This is a genomic window from Bacillus sp. PK3-037 (genome assembly GCF_054161355.1).
This window is the reverse complement of sequence record NZ_CP096408.1, coordinates 2835757-2857335: the sequence shown is the minus strand read 5'-3', so window position 1 is coordinate 2857335 and position 21579 is coordinate 2835757. Positions and strand designations below refer to the sequence as shown.

Annotated in this window: 27 protein-coding genes and 3 pseudogenes; 19 read left to right on the top strand and 11 right to left on the bottom strand. The window is 36.1% G+C overall.

Annotated elements, in window-relative coordinates:
- The first annotated feature begins 4 nt into the window (after positions 1-4).
- From M1D69_RS14695 to M1D69_RS14675, 5 genes and pseudogenes are all read left to right on the top strand, one after another.
- Complete coding sequence (locus tag M1D69_RS14695) at positions 5-730, top strand: hypothetical protein (protein WP_458105676.1); 726 nt, start codon at positions 5-7, stop codon at positions 728-730.
- A 263-nt stretch (positions 731-993) separates the two neighbouring features.
- A complete protein-coding gene (locus M1D69_RS14690; protein ID WP_458105677.1) occupies positions 994-2346 on the top strand; it encodes an IS1182 family transposase in 1353 nt (450 codons plus the stop codon).
- A 225-nt stretch (positions 2347-2571) separates the two neighbouring features.
- A pseudogene (locus M1D69_RS14685) lies at positions 2572-3528 on the top strand (phage tail tape measure protein); the annotation flags it as partial.
- A 184-nt stretch (positions 3529-3712) separates the two neighbouring features.
- Entirely contained in the window at positions 3713-4300 is a 588-nt protein-coding gene (locus tag M1D69_RS14680; protein WP_458105678.1) for a hypothetical protein, read from the top strand.
- A 40-nt stretch (positions 4301-4340) separates the two neighbouring features.
- A complete protein-coding gene (locus M1D69_RS14675) occupies positions 4341-4607 on the top strand; it encodes a YgiT-type zinc finger protein (RefSeq protein ID WP_326245219.1) in 267 nt (88 codons plus the stop codon).
- 88 nt (positions 4608-4695) lie between these two features.
- Here M1D69_RS14675 and M1D69_RS14670 read toward each other — a convergent pair whose 3' ends face one another.
- Complete coding sequence (locus M1D69_RS14670; RefSeq protein ID WP_458105679.1) at positions 4696-4923, bottom strand: hypothetical protein; 228 nt, start codon at positions 4921-4923, stop codon at positions 4696-4698.
- A gap of 148 nt (positions 4924-5071) precedes the next feature.
- Here M1D69_RS14670 and M1D69_RS14665 point away from each other — a divergent pair, with 148 nt between their 5' ends.
- On the top strand, positions 5072-5674 hold the full coding sequence (locus M1D69_RS14665; RefSeq protein WP_458105680.1) for an HNH/ENDO VII family nuclease: 603 nt from the start codon (positions 5072-5074) through the stop codon (positions 5672-5674).
- 2 nt (positions 5675-5676) lie between these two features.
- Positions 5677-6135 (top strand): SMI1/KNR4 family protein, encoded by a 459-nt coding sequence (locus tag M1D69_RS14660; RefSeq protein WP_326245223.1) that lies wholly within the window; start codon positions 5677-5679, stop codon positions 6133-6135.
- Between the two features lie 12 nt (positions 6136-6147).
- Here M1D69_RS14660 and M1D69_RS14655 read toward each other — a convergent pair whose 3' ends face one another.
- The 4 genes from M1D69_RS14655 to M1D69_RS14640 all read right to left on the bottom strand — a co-directional run bounded on the left by M1D69_RS14655 (position 6148) and on the right by M1D69_RS14640 (position 7855).
- Positions 6148-6450 (bottom strand): hypothetical protein, encoded by a 303-nt coding sequence (locus M1D69_RS14655; RefSeq protein ID WP_458105681.1) that lies wholly within the window; start codon positions 6448-6450, stop codon positions 6148-6150.
- 127 nt (positions 6451-6577) lie between these two features.
- A complete protein-coding gene (locus tag M1D69_RS14650) occupies positions 6578-6778 on the bottom strand; it encodes a hypothetical protein (protein WP_458105682.1) in 201 nt (66 codons plus the stop codon).
- 415 nt (positions 6779-7193) lie between these two features.
- On the bottom strand, positions 7194-7493 hold the full coding sequence (locus M1D69_RS14645; RefSeq protein WP_458105683.1) for a contact-dependent growth inhibition system immunity protein: 300 nt from the start codon (positions 7491-7493) through the stop codon (positions 7194-7196).
- A 53-nt stretch (positions 7494-7546) separates the two neighbouring features.
- A complete protein-coding gene (locus M1D69_RS14640) occupies positions 7547-7855 on the bottom strand; it encodes a hypothetical protein (RefSeq protein ID WP_458105684.1) in 309 nt (102 codons plus the stop codon).
- Between the two features lie 260 nt (positions 7856-8115).
- Here M1D69_RS14640 and M1D69_RS14635 point away from each other — a divergent pair.
- Positions 8116-8280, top strand: a pseudogene (locus tag M1D69_RS14635) (peptidoglycan-binding domain-containing protein); the annotation flags it as partial.
- A gap of 64 nt (positions 8281-8344) precedes the next feature.
- Here M1D69_RS14635 and M1D69_RS14630 read toward each other — a convergent pair.
- A complete protein-coding gene (locus M1D69_RS14630) occupies positions 8345-8635 on the bottom strand; it encodes a contact-dependent growth inhibition system immunity protein (protein WP_458105685.1) in 291 nt (96 codons plus the stop codon).
- A 16-nt stretch (positions 8636-8651) separates the two neighbouring features.
- Positions 8652-8978, bottom strand: coding sequence for an RNase A-like domain-containing protein (locus tag M1D69_RS14625; protein WP_458105686.1), 327 nt, complete (start codon positions 8976-8978; stop codon positions 8652-8654).
- 378 nt (positions 8979-9356) lie between these two features.
- On the opposite strand from M1D69_RS14625, the gene M1D69_RS14620 reads away from it, so the two are divergent.
- The 6 genes from M1D69_RS14620 to M1D69_RS14595 all read left to right on the top strand — a co-directional run bounded on the left by M1D69_RS14620 (position 9357) and on the right by M1D69_RS14595 (position 14364).
- Positions 9357-9647 (top strand): hypothetical protein, encoded by a 291-nt coding sequence (locus M1D69_RS14620; RefSeq protein ID WP_041351546.1) that lies wholly within the window; start codon positions 9357-9359, stop codon positions 9645-9647.
- Positions 9648-9737: 90 nt separating this feature from the next.
- Positions 9738-10361, top strand: a complete 624-nt coding sequence (locus tag M1D69_RS14615) for a BA5345 family protein (RefSeq protein WP_458105687.1) — start codon at positions 9738-9740, stop codon at positions 10359-10361.
- A gap of 129 nt (positions 10362-10490) precedes the next feature.
- Positions 10491-12254: a T7SS effector LXG polymorphic toxin gene (locus M1D69_RS14610; protein ID WP_458105688.1), complete on the top strand. Its 1764-nt coding sequence runs from the start codon at positions 10491-10493 to the stop codon at positions 12252-12254.
- 15 nt (positions 12255-12269) lie between these two features.
- Positions 12270-12731, top strand: coding sequence for an SMI1/KNR4 family protein (locus M1D69_RS14605; RefSeq protein WP_199398451.1), 462 nt, complete (start codon positions 12270-12272; stop codon positions 12729-12731).
- A gap of 501 nt (positions 12732-13232) precedes the next feature.
- Positions 13233-13775 (top strand): putative immunity/bacteriocin fusion bifunctional protein, encoded by a 543-nt coding sequence (locus tag M1D69_RS14600; RefSeq protein ID WP_458110434.1) that lies wholly within the window; start codon positions 13233-13235, stop codon positions 13773-13775.
- A gap of 268 nt (positions 13776-14043) precedes the next feature.
- Positions 14044-14364, top strand: a complete 321-nt coding sequence (locus M1D69_RS14595; RefSeq protein WP_199398452.1) for a hypothetical protein — start codon at positions 14044-14046, stop codon at positions 14362-14364.
- Positions 14365-14948: 584 nt separating this feature from the next.
- On the opposite strand, the gene M1D69_RS14590 is transcribed toward M1D69_RS14595, so the two are convergent.
- Both M1D69_RS14590 and M1D69_RS14585 read right to left on the bottom strand, forming a co-directional pair.
- On the bottom strand, positions 14949-15920 hold the full coding sequence (locus M1D69_RS14590; RefSeq protein WP_458105689.1) for a tetratricopeptide repeat protein: 972 nt from the start codon (positions 15918-15920) through the stop codon (positions 14949-14951).
- A gap of 17 nt (positions 15921-15937) precedes the next feature.
- Complete coding sequence (locus M1D69_RS14585; protein ID WP_458105690.1) at positions 15938-16108, bottom strand: response regulator aspartate phosphatase; 171 nt, start codon at positions 16106-16108, stop codon at positions 15938-15940.
- 278 nt (positions 16109-16386) lie between these two features.
- Between M1D69_RS14585 and M1D69_RS14580 the strand changes: the two genes are divergently transcribed.
- Positions 16387-16674: a putative quinol monooxygenase gene (locus M1D69_RS14580; protein WP_458106143.1), complete on the top strand. Its 288-nt coding sequence runs from the start codon at positions 16387-16389 to the stop codon at positions 16672-16674.
- Between the two features lie 351 nt (positions 16675-17025).
- On the opposite strand, the gene M1D69_RS14575 is transcribed toward M1D69_RS14580, so the two are convergent.
- Together M1D69_RS14575 and M1D69_RS14570 are read right to left on the bottom strand one after the other, a co-directional pair.
- Positions 17026-17298, bottom strand: coding sequence for a hypothetical protein (locus tag M1D69_RS14575; RefSeq protein ID WP_268508780.1), 273 nt, complete (start codon positions 17296-17298; stop codon positions 17026-17028).
- Positions 17299-17707: 409 nt separating this feature from the next.
- Positions 17708-18103, bottom strand: a complete 396-nt coding sequence (locus tag M1D69_RS14570; RefSeq protein WP_458105691.1) for a hypothetical protein — start codon at positions 18101-18103, stop codon at positions 17708-17710.
- A gap of 283 nt (positions 18104-18386) precedes the next feature.
- Between M1D69_RS14570 and M1D69_RS14565 the strand changes: the two genes are divergently transcribed.
- From M1D69_RS14565 to csn, 4 genes and pseudogenes are all read left to right on the top strand, one after another.
- Complete coding sequence (locus tag M1D69_RS14565; protein WP_458105692.1) at positions 18387-18827, top strand: DUF805 domain-containing protein; 441 nt, start codon at positions 18387-18389, stop codon at positions 18825-18827.
- A gap of 376 nt (positions 18828-19203) precedes the next feature.
- Positions 19204-19470, top strand: coding sequence for a hypothetical protein (locus M1D69_RS14560; protein ID WP_458105693.1), 267 nt, complete (start codon positions 19204-19206; stop codon positions 19468-19470).
- 200 nt (positions 19471-19670) lie between these two features.
- Positions 19671-19958, top strand: a pseudogene (locus tag M1D69_RS14555) (NPP1 family protein); the annotation flags it as partial.
- Between the two features lie 351 nt (positions 19959-20309).
- A complete protein-coding gene (gene csn / locus M1D69_RS14550) occupies positions 20310-21146 on the top strand; it encodes a chitosanase (RefSeq protein ID WP_458105694.1) in 837 nt (278 codons plus the stop codon).
- Positions 21147-21579: the final 433 nt, after the last annotated feature.

Below are 21579 nucleotides of genomic sequence, written 5' to 3'. Positions count from 1 at the left end.
GAAAATGAAGAAATTGGTTCTTTTGTTTGTGATTGCTTTTGCGACAATTGGATTATCTTTACCGCAACAAGTATCTGCCCAAGAAACTCAAAGCAATAGTCCTAAAGACCAGCTCGGTTTTACTAAGGAGCAACTAGACAAAGTGAAGCAAAACATGGAGATTGAAGGAGTAGTATCTTCGGAGACTCAGGATAAGCTATTGAACAAGCTTGCTAAAGGAGAAGCCTTGGATTCTTTTGTTTTACCGGAAGAAAAAGCTGTTGACACGATTAAAAAAGAAACGGATAATGGTTATGAAATAACTTACATTTTTGCCGATGGTTCCTATACTCAAGCGGCTGTGGATGAACCCGATTTCTCTGTGGCAGGTGTAGGCATTAAAGATGGAAAGTGCCAAGGTGGGTCAGGTTACACAAACTGCTCGGGCAGGAAAGTTTATTACAACAATAATGGTACATTTTCATTGAGTTTTAAAGCCAGCTATTCACTCGTCCAGGGTGGGTTTGATTCAATCTCTAGTGCTGGAAAGTGGAACATTTGGACGGTTACAGGCAGTTACACTAACCCGAAGATGAGAATCATTAGAAAGAAAGAAACTGATTTCAAAAAAGCAGAAGCTAGGCTTTCAGCTACATTGAACATCGGTGGAGGAATAGGCAGTATAACACGAAGTGTTTCCCTCATCGTAGGTAAAGATAAAGCTAAAGCACAGGGCAACACTTACTACTAAGATTACTTGGGGGTTATCGAATGCCAGCAGGAGATATTGTGTATCAAGTATTTGCTTATGGTGTACCAGCTTTAATTGTAGTAGGGATTGCAACGTTTACAATAAAAAAGTATAAAAACAAAGGTCAAACTGACTGATGAAAATAGGGGTTCATAGAACCCTTCAGGCTGTCGAGAAAATCTCGACAGCCTTTATTTTTCCTTAAAATATCCATTCTCCTGTAATAAAATAAAAGAAAGATTAAAAAGGACGGTGTCTTTCTCATGTTCCACACAAGAAATTCTTCTCAAAATGCAGCCGAATTTGTTCTGCTTGACCAACTCGTCGAAGAAGATCATCTGCTTCGAAAAATTGATAAATACATAGACTTCTCTTTTATCATTGAAAAGGTGAAACCTTACTACAGTGAAAACAAAGGCCGCCCCTCACTTGATCCGCTGATTTTATTCAAAATGATGTTTATCGGATACCTCTATGGTATCCGTTCAGAAAGACAGCTCGAAAAAGAAATTTACTACAATATGGCATACAGATGGTTTCTCGGATTGAACATAAACGATCCAGTTCCGCACCACTCCACTATCAGCTGGAACAGACGTACACGCTTTAAAAATACAACCATTTTTCAAGACATTTTTGATGAGATCGTTCTTCAGGCCATCAATCATGACATGGTGGGCGGACGTGTCCTATTCACCGATTCAACTCATCTGAAAGCCAATGCCAATAAGCATAAATACACAAGAAAAACAATTGCTCAGGATACCCAAAACTATATCAAGGATTTAAATGAAGCCATTCAAGAAGATCGGGAAGAACACGGAAAAAAGCCATTAACAATCAAAGAGGAGGTGAAAGCTGAAAAAGAGATCCGCCACAGTACAACCGATCCGGAAAGTAGATATCTGTATCGTGAAAATAAACCGGAGGGTTTCTTTTATTTAGATCACCGCACAACGGATATGAAATACAACATTATCACAGATACCTATGTCACACCTGGAAATGTCCATGATTCTGTGCCTTATCTTGACCGATCAGACCACCAAATCGCACGATTTGGGTTTCAAGTAGAAGCCGTCGCTCTTGATTCCGGATATTTAACGACTCCGATCTGTAAAGGATTATCTGACCGCCAAATCTTTGGTGTCATCGCACATAGACGTTATCACCCTACGCGGGGCTTGTTTCCAAAATGGAAATTTCATTGCGACAGTGAACAAGACAGATATATTTGCCCGAACCAGCAAACACTTACATACTCAACAACTGACCGAAAAGGCTACCGGTCATATAAATCAAATTCTGAAATCTGTTCCGCATGCCCATTGCTTGAACAATGCACGAAGTCAAAGAACCGCCAAAAGGTCATCACACGGCATGTGTGGGAAGACCATAAAGAAAAGGTCAGACAAAACCGATTGTCTGTTTCAGGAAAAACTCTCTATAAAAAAAGAAAAGAAAAAATAGAGCGAAGCTTTGCAGATTCAAAACAGCTGCATGGGCTTCGCTATTGCAGGTTGAGGGGAAAACGAAATGTGAGTGAACAAGTTCTCCTCACAGCCGCATGCCAGAACATGAAGAAGATTGCCACATACCTAGCCAAGCAGGGCTAGGCATGTGGGAGCGCTTTTTCTGCATCTAAACCCTTGCGTAGCAAGGGTTTTTTTACTTTGTTTTAATAAAGGCGGTTTATCAAATTCGGAGTTGTTGGCAAACTTGATTTTTGGCTTCGAATTCATTAACCTGTATAGCATCAAAATTGTTGGGAAATTCAGCTGTCTTATCAGCTAATTTTATTGTTGCATGGCCATATCTATCGAATGTAGTTTGATTACTGGAAAGCGACACAAGATAAGATTGATGAAATCGACAAAGAAGATGACGAAGCTAAGTATCAGAAGGAATTAAAAGAGAAGAATCAAGCCATCCAGGAAACCAAAGATAAAATTAATAAGCTTTCAATGGACGACTCCTCTGAGGCTAAATCGCAAGTCAGAGACCTAGAGAAACAGCTTCAAGAACAACAGGAAGCTTTGGATGAGTACATTAAAGATCGTAGCAACACAAAACGGAAAGAAGCTCTACAAGATCAGCTTGAAAAAGATCAGGACGCCATAAATGATAAGTACGACAATTTAACGAATGACGAAAGATCATTTAAGAAGATTGAAGACAAACTCATGAATGGAAAGATAACTGATATCACCAAGCAATTGAACGAGTTTTCAAAGTTTATTAACAACAATATGGAGTCCATTGGTAAGAGTATTTCAAACAACCTTATTGATAAGCTAAAAGAGGCTTCAAATGCACTCTCTGCAGTAGTTAAGGGGAACACAACCGGTAAAAAAGTATCGTCATTTGATACAGGTGGATACACAGGAACAGGCTTAGGTGCTGGCAAGCTTGCATTCCTGCATGACAAAGAACTGATCTTAAATAAGACAGATACTGAGAACATGCTTCAAGCTGTAAAAGAAGTGCGTAAACTATCTAATAGTGATTTAGAAGCTGAAAAGCAAGTTAAACCCGACCTAAGCAAGTACAAAGATATTCTAAGTTCTGTATCGTTTGCAGCTGGGAAACTTGGATTGCCAAACCTAAATGCAAATGTAAAGACGAATGTTCCAAATTCCATAGTGAACAACAACACTGAAAACTCAACGGTTAATAATGATGTAAAACTCCAATTTACAATCACTGAAGCCAACAATGCAAAAGAAACAGCAAGCTTAGTTTATAAACAATTAGCAAATGGGCTTAGAAATTCTGGACTTAATTTTAATATGAATTAATACATTTTGGAGAGAACGTTGCGAATCGTTTTCTCCGATCATTTTTTGTTCAAAATCTGTACATGTAATACGTTTGCCACCTAATGATGCAAATTCAATTTGACTACAAAACTTGTTTTTATTGTAAATTAATAAGGAATAATGTAGAATTATAGGCAATTAATGTCCTCTGGGGGGGAGTTACTTGCCAACTGAAAGAACTGATGAGTTTGATTTTGTAACGATTGATGAAGTCTTTGTACCCCAAATTGTTCAAACTAAAGATGGGTTTAGCTATGTTATTGAAACAGAAGACATAATTAGTCTTACCGAAGAACAATTCAACCAAGTGAAGTGTGAAGTGTTAAAAAGAACATCTTCCTCTGTTGAAAAAAATGGTGTAGATATTAAAACATTAACTCATGAACAGGTAGAGGCTATTTTAGACGAGATTTTGAATATAGTAGGAAATTCTGAAAACCCTTTTGCTGACGGATTAATAAATCTTTCTGGTCATGTACAATTTGATCACATGAACAACCCAAGTTTATTAAAAGATAGAGGTTGGTATCATGAGGACAATGATGAAATTAGGAAAGAAATAGTAAGTGCTGTTAAAGAAGCATTTGATGTAGAGAAAGCTAAATTAAAATTTAATCCCAAAACTAAGAAAACCAAGCCAACGTTTACTTTTACAATTCTAGGGTATAAACGAAATAAGGATAAAGGTAAATTATCTGTTGTGGTTATAAAGGATTCAGAGGACTCTGTTCTTGTAGTAACCATTTTATGATGGTACTATTATGTAAAGACCCGAATAGGGAGGGGAAAATATGGCGACACTAACTGTATCTGCAAGTAAAGTTGGTGGTAGTATTAGACCTGCTAAAATGTTATGTGAATGTGGTGAAAAAGCATCTCTTAGCTACTTTAATAAAATTGGCCGTTTTGGTGATTCTTTTGTGACGGTGAAGAATGTGCCGGTCTACAAGTGCTCAGAATGCGATGAAGAAATCGTTAGAGGCGCAGATTCATTAAAATTTTTTGAAAAAACTAAAGAAGCCGTAAAAAAAGGTTTAACCGAGATTGAATTTGAATAAGTTTTCCTACATAAAAGTTATCTAACTATGGATTATATATAATTGCTACTCCCTATGAAGGAGTAGCATTTTTTTGGATTAAGAGCTTTTATTGATGAATTCGATAGCCACACTCGCAAATAAAATGTACATGTTTATTGCCATGCCAATTACAGACATAATTAGTTGATTTTTTTTGACATGTAGGGCAAGTTACACCAGGCTTAATATCTGGTTCACCATCATGCTGTTCATAAATCTCTAACACATCATCAAACATTTTAAGAACTCTTTTTAGTTCCTCATCAAGCTCTTTTGTATTTATTTCTTTACTCATCTTTTTCACCTCCCCACTTAGTAGTCCAAGTTCTTATCTAATACAAAATTGGATTACATGTGCAGCAGTAAACATCTTTGCTTTAAAAGGTGCTGGTTCAGTTGCTAAAATAGGAGTGAAAACAGCTGGAAAAGCTGCAGTCAAAAAAGTGTCTAAAAAACTGGATGAAACTCCTGATCCACTAACAGCAATTAAACCGTTTGTCATGCGAGAAGATGTTGTTGCAGCAGGCGGCATGCCTTATAATGTCATCAATGATGTGAGCGCAAAAGACAGGCTGCTCCAGCTTGCTAAAAAATTAGATGAAACAAGAAAGCCATTTACAGGTAAGGAAATAAATCTCCCTTGGTTAAATAAAGAAAAGTATGGTGCCTTTGAGGTTAAAGGGAAGGTAAAAGCTTCAGGTAAAACCAAAGATGTGAGTCGTAGAGTATACACATTGAAAGATATTGATATAAACAAAGTTGATACTGAAAGTGGAAAAACAAATTTACAACTCATGAAAAAAGGTGACGCTCCTTTTGCTAATGACGGCACAAAGATCAACTTGCATCACTTAATTCAAGAAGAGCCAGGAACGATGGTGGAAATTCCGGCTTCAGTGCATCAAAATAATAAAAAAGTTCTTCATGGATTGAAAAAAGGTGGAGAAAGTTTTAGAAATGACAAAGAGTTGCGAAATCAGTATAAAAGCTTCCAACGAAGATATTGGAAATGGAGAGCGAGCCAATTTGAGAAAGGAGAGATGTAACAATGACTTATCATGAAATTGAAGAATTTATTAAAGAAAACGCTGAAGATGATGATTTCACAGGCGGGATAAGTGAAGATAAAATAAAAGAGATACAAAACAGTTTAAATGTAAAACTTCCCGAGAGTTATAAATGGTTTTTAAATAAATACGGTTCTGGTGGCATTTTTGGTGTAAATATACTCGGTCATGGGAAAGTTTCTGCACGAGTTGTGACAGTTACTGAGGAATATAGAACTCATTATGATTTAAGTGACGGTATTGTTGTAATAGAGTATGTAGATGAATTTTCTTATTGCCTTGATACAAATAAGATGGAAAACGGCGAATGTCCAGTAATTGTTTGGGCAAACGAAGCTGGTTATGGAGACACAGTTGCAGATAATTTTTTGCGGTTTTTTATGGAAGAGCTTGAAGAAGCAAAAGAAAACTGGGAAGAAGATGAAGACTGGGACGATTAAGCAAAAGTAATGCTAGGTAGAATTTTTACTCTCCTTATTCATATAATTAGCGAAAGCAATCATGCCCTCTTTTTGAGCTGGAGGATAAGGAGCTTTTTCAAGCTCGTCCTCATTGACTGTATATCCCGTCTCTTTGTCAAAAACTAAAATTTTAGTAAAGATGTACTCAACTTCTGCAACAGATTTTTCAATTTGTTCTTCAGTTAAGCCATCTAAACCGTCCTCCGGATTCAATTGTGTTGCTGAAGCTGCTGGTGCTATTGTGGCAATAGCAAGAAAGAAAATCGACGCCAGAAAAAACAATCTTTTCAACATGTGTGAACTCTCCCTTTTTTGAAATGGTAAAGCAATTTAATGGTAATATACATTTTTTCAATAAAAAGGGATTTTGATTAATGATTAACAAATTGGACATAATTAGTTAAATATCAATAGAAGATTGTTACCACAAATGCAAAGCAAGAAACGAAAGTGCCCATGCAAATATGCCGAACATTACAAAGAACCTAAGAAAAGTTTCATATTTTGTAAGCTTTCGGTCTTTTTTTATTTTACCTAATTTCCAGTAAAGGGCGTAGCCGGAGAACAATAAAATTATTTGTCCCAATTGAGACACGGACTCTAAAAACTCTATACCATTCATTGATTTCACCTCTTATTTAATTATCGCAGACGGAACAACCGTTTCCAACAGTTATATAAAAATTGAGCAATCCGTAATATGTCTAATGGTATATGAAATGATGTTTCCCTTATCCAGCATACCATAAGTGTATAGTGGTAGCAGAGTTACTCGGGGTTAAGCGGGCATGTGTAAGCCAGCTTATAAGCTTAATGCTAGAATATAATCGCTATCTTGTGACAGGGTAGAGGTCGCTGGTTCGAGCCCAGTCGGAATCATAGCTTAAACCCTTGCGTAGCAAGGGTTTTTTATTTTGTATTTAGTTATATTTGTTAGCTTTGTTTCTACATGGGGACGTTTTGAGGACGAAATTATTTTGGGGCTGATTAAGAAGTGAAGTCAAAATCAGCTCTGTTTCTATGCTAGGTTTAATGGATTATAAAGTTTCAATTTTCTTTTCGATTTTGTGAATAACTTGTTCGAGCCATATGATTGGAGATACGCCGTAACTAAGAATGTCCACTCCGTCAGCAGCTTCATCGATAAAATCGTTCTTTTCTTCCTCCGAATAATCACTGTTAATAAAATCTTTTAATGCTACTATATCAGTTTCTTGCTCTTCTTTTGGAATCTCTCCTAAGTATTCGTCAAGTGCTGATTCTGGAGTTTCTATATCTTGATGGAAATACCCACCAAGGAATCTAAACACAGGATCAGAAACTTCGATTTCAATCATTACTTATCACCACCAAGAAATGTTAACTTCAAATCTGAGAAATGGTGCGTATCTTATTCTATATAGCTTTCTGCTATATCAATAGCGTTTGTCATTTCTAAGTCAGGGTACTTTTCATCTAATTTTCTTAAGCAATTAATAAGTTCTTTACTTTGCAAACTTTCAGCTAAATCTTCAAATACCTCACTGATCCAATATAAATCTTCTTTATTACAATTTTCTATATAGCTAATTGTATTTTCTTCATTTTCTGAGAGCACTTCAATTAATTCATCCCAACTTTTTTGAATTCCATAGTCATCATTATGATTAAGTTTTTTTCTTTTAATTAATATAGCTTCCATTTTTTTCTCTGAATTCATATTGATCCTCCATACTTTGTCTATGGTTGTTTAGTTCCATCGGGGAAAGTGGTTCCTATTTCTCCATTTGTTTTAATAACTCCAACCCTAACACCCGAATATAGTCACACCATTTGCTGCACTAGTGAATTCGGATAATTCGGCAATCTTTGCACCGGCTGCTGCAATACCAGACTCTGTCCAACTTTCGGGAAACCAATATTGATTGGAGCCTGATCTTTTTGCTAAATTAAAAGCGCTTGGCGTCAAAACATCAAGTGAAAAAAACTTCACGGTTTTTAATCTGCAGCATTTTCAAAGTGAAAAGCCCATTGATGCACAGTGTTACTGTTGAGCAGATCCAAACAGCGCTGGCGGCATTGCATTTCTATCCAAATAAGAAAGCCAAAAACTTCAGTATCGATGGCTATTATGGACCAGCTACGTAAACGAAAATTGAAGTAATATAAAAAGGCCCTCTCATAAAACGGGGGCCTTTCAGTGTCACTTTTAAATAGCTTCTTTTAGTTGTTCTATTACATTTTTCAACCATTCTATAGGAGGTAATCCAATTGTCGGGAAATATATTTCGGCATTACACTTTATAATGTCTTCCTTTTCTTCTTTAGTTAGATCGCTATTTAGAAACTCTTCGCAATACTTTACTGTAAATAGCAAACCTTCTTTACTAATTTCCTCAATAAATTCGTCTAATGCGTGTTCAGGGGATCGGATATCTTGATGAAATGTTGCACCTAAAAAATTTTCTAATTCGTCTAAGAAATCATAACTTTCATCCATGATACTTCCTCTCTTTCTATTTGGTTGGATATCCTGTAAGAATAAAGTTACCGTTGTTATCTTTTTTGAGTATAATTTTTGCGTTTGTAACGTTTTCTACTAGTTCTGAATTTCTTGATACACTTCTGCCAATTATTTCTCCATCGCCCTTGTATCTTAACATTAATTTAGGTTTTTTAGGATCATCAATCCAATTTTTGATTTTCTTTATATTTTTTGGATCGTTTAAAACTGAATTAGCAATTCTCTCAGCAGTAGCCCTATCTTTAAAAGTAGATGAAGCTGTAATATGTGGGTTAGGATCGGTTCTCATTCTTTCTATTAATTCTTTGTCTGTTGACACACCGAAATTACGTCAGGATATTGCCGAGCTTAACGGTCAATCATACATTGAAAGTTCTTACAATGAACAACATTAAAACCGTAACCACGTACATTGCCTTGACCGTAGCAATGATGTTATTAATAACTGTAATGATGATTCAATTTTTACGAGTAGCGTTTCCCAAATATCCAGTGATGGAAGCCAAAATACCAATAATTAACAACAAGCTGAAAAACGAGCAAAGGCAATTAAACAGTTACAAATTGAATATATGGAGGAACACCACTAAACGCACCAGCGGTCAAAGCTGTGCGTTTTAATTTATTTTGCAATAGTTACTATTACTTTGCAGGAAAATGTAACCATTTGTCGAATAAGTAAATTGGAGGTGAAAATATGAGTAGCAGAGGCTTACAATTTCCAACATTATTGATTAATCATTTAATCGACAATGGAGCTAAAGAAGAAATCAGTTTGATTGAAGAGAAAAGCTTAAACAAAACTTTATTCACTTATTTAGGTGAAAAGTACGACATACCTGACTTAGCTGATTTTGCAAAGAAGCCAGAAACTGAAGAATACCTTGAAGAATGGTTTAACACTTACAATGGCAGTGATTACAGACGTAAGTTCAATGTTGAAAACAATGGCTTGAATTTATTAGTGGCTGCATTAATTTTTTCATAAAAGGCACCCTCAAGGGTGTTTTTTTAATTTAAAAAAGGATTTAATGAATTTGTTAAAAAAACAGTATAAAGAAAGGAGTGAGTTTCAAAAATGAAGTTTGAAACAAAATATTTAATTCGCTGGGGGATTCCTGGCTGGATACTAATTTTCTGGCTGTTATATGAATTTTTGTTCCTAAAAGGCATTAACCCTTTTGATTCTAAAATGGCTGATATTAAAACAGGATTAACGCTATTATTATCATTAACAGCAATCGGTGTGCCAATCGGTTATTTGTTACATCAGCTTTATTTTGGTATCGCATGGGTATTCAATAACAACAGGAACTTTGAAGAAATAGCCACTAAGATTGGTGACCAGTTCCCTAAACATGATGAATGGGGACAAAATAATAACGAAGATTATTATCAGCTTGAATATGTGTGGCATTCAATGCTCTTGAATCAAAATGAAGAAACAAGGAAATACCTTGAGGAACGATACAGATATTTGCTAAGTACGGTTCACGGGCTTGGCTCTTTGTGTGTAAGCTTGATTGTGTCTTTGTTAGGAACAGCTATAATCGCCATCACACATGGTTCAGCAATGAACTTTTTTTACTGGGCTGGAGTAATCATTCAAATAGCAATATTTTTATCTGCAATAGCAAACTATAAATATTACTCTGATAACCTTAGAGCTTTCCAAATTAAAATGTTAAAAACATATTTGTGACAGGATTGCACCAGTTCGTTGAGCTGGTGTTTTCTTTTTTTCGAATAATGCCTGTCAGGTGGAGTTCCTTAACTCTCCTAAACTATGGTAAAATTTTGAGTATTGAGTGTCAGAAAAAAGGAGAATGGTATGAAGGTATTTGAAGCAAAGTCATTACTTTCTGAAGCGGATAAACGTGCAAAAGAGTATAAGGAACTAAGGTCACAAATGGTGAAGCTGAAAAAAGCGTTTAAAGACGTAGCTGACTTAGATGACAGCGAGTTTTCAGGTAAGGGTGCAGACAACATTAAAGCATTTTATCATGATCATGTCGGTGTTACAGATCAATGGATTGATCTTATCGATATGAAAATTGCTTTCCTTACAAGTATCTCTGGTGTTGTAGAGGAAGCCAGCTTATCAGATGCATACGTCGAGGAGTCTTTTTTAGAGCATGAACTTGCAAATGCATATAAAAAATCAAAGGCTATTATGTCCGAACAGAAGAAAGCAATGAAAGACATTCTGAACGATATTGACGATATCCTGCCACTTGATCTGTTTTCAACAGAAAACTTTAAAGATGAACTTGCCAGTGCAGATAAGAAACGTGAAAAAACAATTGATAAAATTGGGGAAGTAGATGATGATTTAACAACTGAATATGCACTAACAGAGCCAAACGAACAATTCATTCAGCAAGATTTTAAAAAGTTACAGGAATCAACAGGTAAAGGGAAGAATGCCACACCAATTCACTACAACGCCAAAGCGTATAGAGAAAGTGATATACATAAGAAAAAAGGCGATATTGAAAAACGTACTGAAGCTTATTTGACGATTAAGAAGAAGGAAGAAAAAGAGCGAGAGATTGAAAAACTGAAAGAAAGATTAAAGAATTATGATTATGCAGATGCCGATGAATTCTATTCAATGGCCAAAACAATTGGGTATGAAAATCTGACAGCAGAACAACAAAGTTATTTCACACAGATTGAAAACACACGTGAGCTAATGGCTGGAGCCAAAGGTACTGTTACGGCTCTTTATGATATGACAGCTGAAACATTAGACTATATGGCACACAATCATCCTGTCGACATGCTTATTAATTCTGCAGTTGCAGTTTATCACTATGATTCCACATTTAACTCAATTAAAGATGCGATTATAACCTCCTATGTAAGAGACGTAAAGAACGGAGACACAGAATCAAAGGCTCATTGGTTTACATATGCAGCAGTAAACATCTTTGGCTTAAAAGGTGCTGGTTCAGTTGCTAAAATAGGAGTGAAAACAGCCGGAAAAGCTGCAGTCAAAAAAGTGTCTAAAAAACTTGATGAAACTCCTGATCCACTAACAGTTATTAAACCGTTTGCCATGCGAGAAGATGTAGTTGTAGCAGGTGGCATACCTTATAATGTCATCAATGATGTGAGCGCAAAAGACAGGCTACTACAGCTTGCTAAAAAATTAGATGAAAGCAGAAAGCCATTTACTGGTCAGAAAGTAAATGTCCCTTGGTTAAATAAAGAAAGGTATGGTGCTTATGAGGTTAAGGGCAAGGTGAAAGTAAAAGGAAATATCAAAGATGTAAGCCGAAGAGTTTATACAATGAAAGATATCGATATTAATCAAAAAGATCGTAAAGGTCGAACAAATCTTGAATTAATGAAAGACGGTAAGGCACCTCTAGCCAAAGACGGTACAAAAATCAATTTGCACCATTTGATTCAGGAAGAACCTGGAAACATGGTTGAAATTCCAAACAGTTTACACACAAAATATAGTGAGATCATACATAAACTTAAAACTGATGGAGAGAGTTTTAGAAATAATCCAGAATTGAAAGTTCAATATGAATATTTTAGAGCGAGATATTGGAAATGGAGAGCCACTCAATATACAGAGTAAGAGAGGTTGGGAAAAATGGAAATATACAAGCAAGTGGAACAGTTTTTAAATGATAATGCAAAAGAAAGAGATTTCACAGGAGGAATTGGAGAAGACAAAATATCTAAAATAGAACAAAATCTTAAAGTGAAACTTCCAGAGAGCTATAAATGGTTTCTGCGGAACTATGGTTCTGGTGGAGTTTATGGAATTGATATTCTAGGCTATGATTTTGGAGGCCCATCAGTTGTTGAATATACAAACGAGTATCAAGAACACTATAACTTAACCGAAGGACTTGTTGTAATAGAGGATGTTGATTACTTTGCATATTGTCTAGATACCAATAAGATGAAAAATAAAGAATGTCCTGTATTTACGTGGGATAGAGTAATGGGTTACCAAGAAGTTGTTGCGGATAATTTCATTGAATTTTTCTTTGATAAGCTCCAAAGAATGAAAGAAAACTGGGAAGAAGATGAAAACTGGGAAGATTAACCAGAACGAAATAACCCCCCTCACAATAATGTGAAGGGGGGTTTTTTTATGTATCTTCTTTACTGACCCAATATTTATAGTTTTATATTAGTATGTTACACCTTGCCAGGTTCACAAACTTCTCTGTTATTAGACTTGACTTTTCTTTTGATTTTTTGCTTGATTGGTTTGATACTGTGGACAACGGCTGACAAGTTGTCTGCCTGAATTTGCTTGTAAAAAAAATAAACAAACTCAGGCAGGCGACTGATGAACTTGATTGTATATCAACTTGTGGTATCCGTGTGTTCACTCTATTTGCCGTTGGTTATTCCCCAAACAAGTCTACTGTGTCAAGTGTCCCAACAGGTTCGGATCAAAACCCAACTTTGGGTTCTCCTACTTATGGCTTGTCCTGCATCGTCAGAAACGATACACCCATCCTTCGTCAGTACTTAATGGCAGCTTTCGCCTGCCAAAACAGAATGTACAACTTGTTCGAAAGAGAGAGGCAAAGATCAAATTATCGAGGAAATTGAAAATTTTTACAATCTAGAAACTGTAGTACTTAGTGAGCAAGAGGTGAAAAATGTAGAGCAAATAGCTCTAGATATAGATTTAAAGGATAAGAGTCTTTTATTCAAAGGCACTCAAATTGACAAAGAAGGTACAAAATCTGATTTAGAATTTGTTTATGGGGCTTATAAAAATGAAGAAGGCGACTCCATAATTTATACTTTGGGTTATAGCAAAAAGACTAAAGAATTTTTTAATTTTAACTTATTGGGAATACCTAAAGATTTTAGCGGCGATTCTGAGGAACTTGATGTTTTGATCCAAGATAATGATAACTCTTTTAAAATTTACGGAAAAAATTTAGATGGTTTTCAGGAGGGTGACTTCCACACAAATGGCTTTAGTGTTTGGGGAAAGAACTTTGCCTGTGGAGCGCTAGGTTTATTGGCTTGTATCAACTATTGTGGGGTTATTGGTTTGATTAATGCTCCAGCTGGTGTAACTTGTGGAGTTGTTTGTGATTTAGCAATGATTGCTGCATGTGCATAGGATATTAGCTCTGAGGGATGGACAAATTGTCTATCCTTTTTTTGGTTTAGTTTGCAACAGGAGTATATACATAGTGTATACACTCTTAACTAAATACGATCCTTAGGCGCTCTATATATTGTATATAGACGCTAAGGGAGTAAGTAACGTTTACACCCTTAGAGCAAATCCTCAATTTGAGGACTAACCTAACATATTGACATGTTGCAGTGTGTTAAAAAATGGATGAGTATTCTTGTTATCGCAAGCGGAGAGAAGGAGGGCACCAATGGATTCGGAAGATTACTTCAAAGCAGCTATTAAGTCATTCTGTAAGCGACATAATATGTCACCTCAAAAAGCCAGATTTACTCAAAGCGATGGTTTTATAATTGTAAGTGTCAAAAACCATTCGGAAAATGGGTTAGATATAGACTGTTTTAAAGTCCTTGCCTGTATATTTAACATAATTGGGCCCAGAGAAATTAAATTTCGCCAAACAACCTTTATGTTATCGGACACTGAGATAGTAGACAGAGTTACGGTTTCTTTTGAAGAAAAAGATTATAAAGCCTTAAACGCATTGTTTTCATTACGGGAGCAGTCATAAATTGACTTTCATTTTCGAGACATCTAAATGTGATATTATTGCTATCAAAGTGAATGATTCGTTCAATGAAGGTATCAATAATATATAAGCAGTCTCTATGTTTTAGTGTCACCATGGAGTCACATCGGAGTCACAAAAAATTTAAAAATCACTTAGTAACAACAAATATCAATCAGGAAACTAAATTGTATAAAGCTTTATGTGGTAAGGGTTTAGGCAATTATTTAGGATTGTTAAAGATTAGTCAGAATACGTGTCTCGTCCTTGACAGGATAGAGGTCGCTGGTTCGAGCCCAGTCGGAATCATAGCTTAAACCCTTGCGCAGCAAGGGTTTTTTACTTTTTATAGGGGTTGTCGGTATTATTAATGCAGTATATGATTTAAATGAAAACCCAAGAATAAAAGTTGAGTTGAGAAGATAAAATAAAAACCCCATTTGTAAAGTCCAAAATGGGGTTATTTCTTAATTTCATATTAAGTTGCTGCTCTATCTGCGACCTTATAAGTGGACTGCTCAGAAAGAGCGTATGAAGCGCTAGATACTCCAACAACGCCAAGCAAGAGCGCTAAACAAATTGCAATTTTACATTTTTTCATTTAAATGCTTCCCCCTTTGAATTTGTTTGCGTGCTTCAATTGCCATTTGATAAAAATCGACCGCATCATGTCTGTCTTCTTTGTTGGTCAAAAAATCAGCAACAGCAACAGCGTATTCTTCCATATCACCGTAAAGGTTTTTCTCTTCGAAGAACTTGAACACTTCTCTAAGTGTTTGTAAGTCGAATGATAAATAAAGACCTTTAACCAGTTTTAATTTCTCGGTTACTTCCTGGTTGTTGTGTCGGGCAGCAACCTTCTGACCTTCCTGGTATAATTCTAATGCAGTCTCTAAATCATTTTTCTTTGCTTTGACATATGCCAGATTAAAAATCGCTTTGGACTCATACATGTGTTTTCGATCCTTATGAATTTCATAGGCAATTTGAAAATGTTTTTCAGCATTGTCAAGTTCTTCAAGGTTATTATAACATAATCCCACGTTAAAATGAGCTGAACCAATTAAATGTTGCTCCCCTATTTTTTTAGCATCATGTAAGGCTTTTTCAGCTGTTTCTAAAGCATCCTCATAACACATTTTATCCAGCCAGTTCCCAAAGATAACAAACTGACATTGGACCATTTCTTTGCCATATGTAAGGTTACCCTGAGCATCTTTTTGCTCTTTAAATATAGAATATGCTCGCTGAGCATAATTCATTGAGAAATGAGTCTCTTTCATATAGTAATAGACCTCTGATACTTTAAAATAGAACTCGGCCTTATCTGTATTTGCGTTTTTATCTAATAAATCAAGATATTTTTCGGCTTCGCGATAATATGTTAAGGCAATAACTAAGTCTCTTGTTCTGAAATGATACATACCGGTAAAAAAATGATAATAGAACTCTATTGTATTCGTAAGGGATTCAGGAGCCATATTCTCCCTTGTCTTTTTAAGATCAGAATAAATACCATCTATATTTTTAACAGAGTCAGGTTCAAGATACGACAGCATTATTTCATGCCGCAGCTTTAATAGCTGAAGACTGCAACCTTTTCATTTTTCTCCATCATATCGAATTCTTTTTCAACTTTTCTTTTCATTTCTTTTGCTTTCTCAACTCGACCCTGCTTTATGACAACATACCAATGATTAATGTCTGTAGTTACATAATGATAGGGGATTAAATCCGAAACAGACAATCGAATACCTCCTTTTCTTTACATATATTTAATATTATACCACTATAGACACCCTCTAATAGAATTATTTTTTGAAAATTACATCTATTTAGATTGCAAAAAGGTCAGAATAAACATAAATAAGGACCATATCTTCTGATATGGACCCTTTAGCTTGCTTTAGAATTTATAGGAAAAGGGTCTAAAAGGCTATCGATGTCGTTTAATGATTTATAAATGACATCTGCATTTTTCAAGAAAATGTTATAATGAAAAGTCATAAAATGATGTGAGGAGGAATTTCGGTGCATTACATAACGGCATGCTTAAAAATCATCAGTGATAAAGACCTTAATGAAATAATGAAGGAATTCAAAAAACTTGAGGAAGAAACAAACAATGAAGAAGGGTGTATTCAATTCCATGCTTATCCGCTTGAACCATCGGAACGCAAAATAATGCTTTGGGAGATTTGGGAAAACGAAGAAGCTGTTAAAGAACATTTCACGAAAAAACACACAAAAGACGTTCAAAAACAAGAATTAACGGAAGTAGAATGGTTAATGAAAAGCAATGTGAATGAGTAATAGGTTCCTTAAAAAAGAGACATTCAATGGCTAAGAATCAACCACCTGTAATTAAGTAGTAAAGTGTTGGCGGAATGTTGTCCAATTCTGCCAACAATCATCATTTTCATTCAGAAGTCATCAGATGTACAATTCAATAGGCTTTGAAATAAAAGGGCAAACTTGATTTTTTGGCTTAGAAATTCATTGAGCCTGTCTCTTTTTAGGGTCAAAATCATTGAGAAGTTCAGCGGTGTTTAATTTGGAACATAAAATCTCAATTTTCTAAGAAAAGCTCCCACACAATAGGGAGCTTTTCTATTTTCTCATCACTTGATATAAAGCAGAAACTTTTATAAATGTTTAAGAGATTTAGTGATGTTTTTTGTACGATTTGACATAATCATAATAATGATCATCGTCATCATAATACTTTTTATCGTAATGATAATCGTGATCATCATCATAATACTTCTTGTCATGATCAAAATCATAATACTTTTTGTCGCAATCATAATGCTTTTTATCGCAGTCATGATACTTTTTGTCACAATCATAATGCTTCTTATCGTGGTCGTAATACTTTTTGTAATAAGTTTTTTTCCAAGTGTAATACTCTTCTTTATATTTTTTATAATAACCCAATTTAAGCCCTCCTATTATTTTAATCAATATTAATATATGAAGTTTATATGATATGGTATGGCCACATTCACTAATAATTTATTAATAGGGCTGTTTCTGATAACCAAATATAAGTTAGGTGAAAGGAGTCGGTCACAGTGAATAGACGAAGTATGTTGTAATGCCATTTGGGAACAGATGGGGACGAATAGGGGACAAACTTTTTAGTCAAAACAAAAGGTTTTTTTATCAGAAATTCTTGTCAGAAAACCCTATAAAAAAAGGTTTTTAAAATAAAACGTCAGTTCGTATCGGCATTTAGTCCCTACCTTGACAAGGTAGAGGCCGCTGGTTCGAACCCAGGCGGAATCATACACGAAAAAACGGCAGGAAACGCTGATAAAGCCGTTCCTGCCGTTTTTGTTTTGTGTTACCTTTTCGCAATGAGATAAAGTGATATGGCTCTTTGGGTTTGAAGAGGATTATGAATCGTAATCACCCACTGGTTTCTTCGCCTAGGAAAACTGCCTATTGCATACATTGGAGCATAATCACGTGGAGTAAACCCGCCATTGATTACCTTAATACCTCTTCCTTCAAGATAACAAACAAGGTATTCGCCGGGATCTATGACCTGTTGGTTAGTCCATGCGTAAGAATAAAAGCCGTCTCCGAGATCCTCGGTGGAAGATGGCGGTATAAAGCCATCTACATTCAATGTGATTTCTCTTCTTCGCTGTCTTTCTGATAAGTCTTGATTTCTTTGCGTGTGATGAGCAGGTGTTAAGTGAGGAATTAACACAGGAACATAAAAGTAATGATACAACGTAACCACTCCTTCGTTTACATTCATACAAAGTGTATGTTGGCGTATTTCGTTAATTCCTGTTTTGTTGTCAGTTGACTAAGAATGGAACTAAAGGAGCGAGGACAATCAGCTTGTCCATTTTTGTTTTACAACTGCATTTATTTTTTGTATAGCAAGTTCTTTGATATTGAGGTCTTTTTGCCATTGACTAGTTTTATAGCCCTCCCTATTTTTAATCATTTTTATGATATAATGGATATGTTTTTCAGTAATTTACATTGTTGGTAACGGAGGAAACTGTATGAAATGGTATTGGAATGGCTTAAAGAACTATGTTAATTTTGAAGGGAGAGCTCGGCGAAAGGAATATTGGATGTTTCATCTCTTTAATGGCATCATTTGTTTTATGTTATTACTGCTATCATTAATACTAGTTGGATTATTTACATCAGGACCATTGGCGGCAGAAGGATATGCCAGTTCTCAAGTAGGATATGTAATTGGATATGGCGGGGGATTACTGGCATATATTCTGATCTTTCTTTATCAGTTAGCTGTTTTTCTTCCGTCGCTTGCTCTCAGTATCCGCAGATTGCATGATATCGGCAAAAGTGGCTGGTGGATATTTATAGGCTTTATTCCGGTGGTCGGTCCTATTATGATGCTGATCTTTAACTGCCAAGATAGTGAAACAATAGAGAATCAATATGGAGCAAATCCTAAGATTATAAATGAATCGTAAATTGCGCCCCAATTGTTAGACAATGAGTTTAGCGATTGGGGTGTTTTTTATAGCCTGAAGAACTCATAAGGTAACTACATATTCAAGATAGAGCACAACTTCACTTCACCAAAGAGGGAGGAATAACTCAACCTTAGACAATTTTGTGCTGCAGGATATCGGCATGAATGATCTTACATTAATTGTTTAACTGCATTTTGAATAGTTATTTATTTTTCTTTCTTTCTTTCTTTCTTTCTTCTTAACCACCTTTGTTTATAGTTTTCGCAAAGGATTGAATTAATATGCTGATCAAGAAGACATTTAGAATGGAACGAATCAAAGTGAACTTAATGGACAAACTTATATGGATTAAAAAGAAGAGAGGAGGGTGGAAATGAGTAAAAAATGGTTGCAAATAATAACTGCGTTATGTCTATCCACTTTTATATTAATGGGCTGTAATAATGATCAAAATAATAATGATCAAGATAACGATACTCCAGATGTTGAGGAGAACGAACAGGATAATAACGGTAACAATGCGCCGGGTGTTGATGAGGACGATACGATCAATAAAGATGATGAAAAAGATAATGAGACTGATCCCGAAGATCCGGTTGAGGATAATGAAGATGCCGATAAAGATAAAAAAGATGAGTAAGGAAACAGCACATCATCATTGTTTGCAGAAGAACCGACTCTTCGTGCAGAGAAGTTTTATAACTCTTTTCCATGCTTTCTGCTGGCGGTGCTACAGACGAAAAATGTGCTTGAAAGGCTCTAATGACAAAAAGCTCTGTCCTTAGTGGATGGGGCTTATTGTGTGTTTGTGAAACGTTTTTGAAATCAATATTATTTGCAGTTTTGTCCATTGCATATTCCGGACACGGAAAATTCACAAATGCAGCACCAAGTGGAAGCAACATGAGAGATCATCATCCTTTGATTGCATATGACAGCACTTGGCCCCTGAACCATGAATTGCTTATGAGCGATAATGTAGTAGGCGGAGCTCAACCGTTAATCGGATGGGATGATTTAACTCCTGCCGCAAGGAATGCATTACATACAACAGATTTCGGTAAAGCAAATGTTCCTGTTAATGATAATAACTTTACCAGCAATTTAAAGAAAGCATGGTTTAAATAAAAACATCTTGGTATTGGGAAGAGTCCTTACAAAGAAGGATTCTTTTTTTGATTTACATGAATTCCTAGTAGTTACAGTTTCTACGAGAGCTGATTGGCAATGATTACTTTTAAAAATCGAACGAATGATAATAAGAGAAGTCCTTGTCGGAAAGCCTTTTCTCAAGAATCTCTCTGGGATGAAATGATGTCTGTCTTTTAAAAGAGAGGATAAGAAGAGGTTCAAGCCGCAATCTATTAAGAATAGTAATTAAGATTCAAAATATTGACAAATCAATGTCTTTTCAAGAAAAGGGCAGCCCCTTCATGTATACTGAGTCCGTAATTACAATATGTAGAAAGGGGTAATAGAATGAAAATCAGTTTGGAGAAAAAAGCAGGTTTCTGGAAGAAGGCAGCGATTTCATCATTTATTTTCACCATGTTTTTTACCCTGATGATGAGTGATACGGTTTTTGCGGCCGGACTGAACAAGGATCAGAAGCGCCGGGCGGAACAGCTGACCAGTATCTTTGAAAACGGCACGACGGAAATCCAATACGGATATGTGGAACCCTTGGGTGATGGAAGAGGCTATACATGCGGACGGGCAGGCTTTACAACGGCTACCGGGGATGCATTGGAAGTAGTTGAAGTATACACAAAGGCAGTACCGAATAACAAACTGAAAAAGTATCTGCCTGAATTGCGCCGTCTGGCCGAAGAAGAAAGCGATGACATAAGCAACCTCAAGGGATTTGCTTCTGCCTGGCGTTCGCTTGGAAATGATAAAGATTTCCGCGCCGCTCAAGATGCGGTAAATGACCGCTTGTATTATCAGCCTGCCATGAAACGATCAGAGAATGCCGGATTGAAAACGGCATTGGCAAGAGCTGTGATGTACGATACAGTTATTCAGCATGGCGATGGTGATGACCCTGACTCTTTTTATGCCTTGATCAAACGCACGAACAAAAAGGCAGGCGGCTCACCTAAAGACGGAATAGATGAGAAGAAATGGTTACATAAATTTCTGGACGTGCGCTATGACGACCTGATGAATCCAGTAGATCCGGACACCGGTGATGAGTGGAGAGAATCGGTTGCCCGTGTGGACGTGCTTCGCTCTGTCGCCAAGTCGGACAACTACAATCTGAACGGACCGATCAATATCCATTCAGCAGAATACGGTGATTTCGTAATCAAATAAGCAGCGAGTGTAAAGAAACCGGCTGCACCCTTTGCGTATACACCCGCCGCTTTCATTAATATGGCGCGGTTTAAGGTATGAACCGATTGTGTAAATGTTATTACCATTAATAAGCCCTTCTCAGAGAGAAGGGCTTATTTCAATCTAATCTGCTTTTCCGATTCAATGAAAAAAACCAGATTCACTAGACATGAATGTATCCGATCCAACGGCAGTCACATCAGCAATTAGGCTTAATACATCATTCTAGACTTGTTTTCATGCTGGCTGATCCTCTAAATAAGAGTGTTTTTCTTACAGTAAACGGAACAGTTTCTGTCATATTACATTCTTTAAACTTATTGTGTTGACTGAAATTATAAATTATGCTTTGGCAGATACAGAACTAGTACTCATGACGAATGGTCCCTCTTAAGAGTTTTTTTGTTATTGG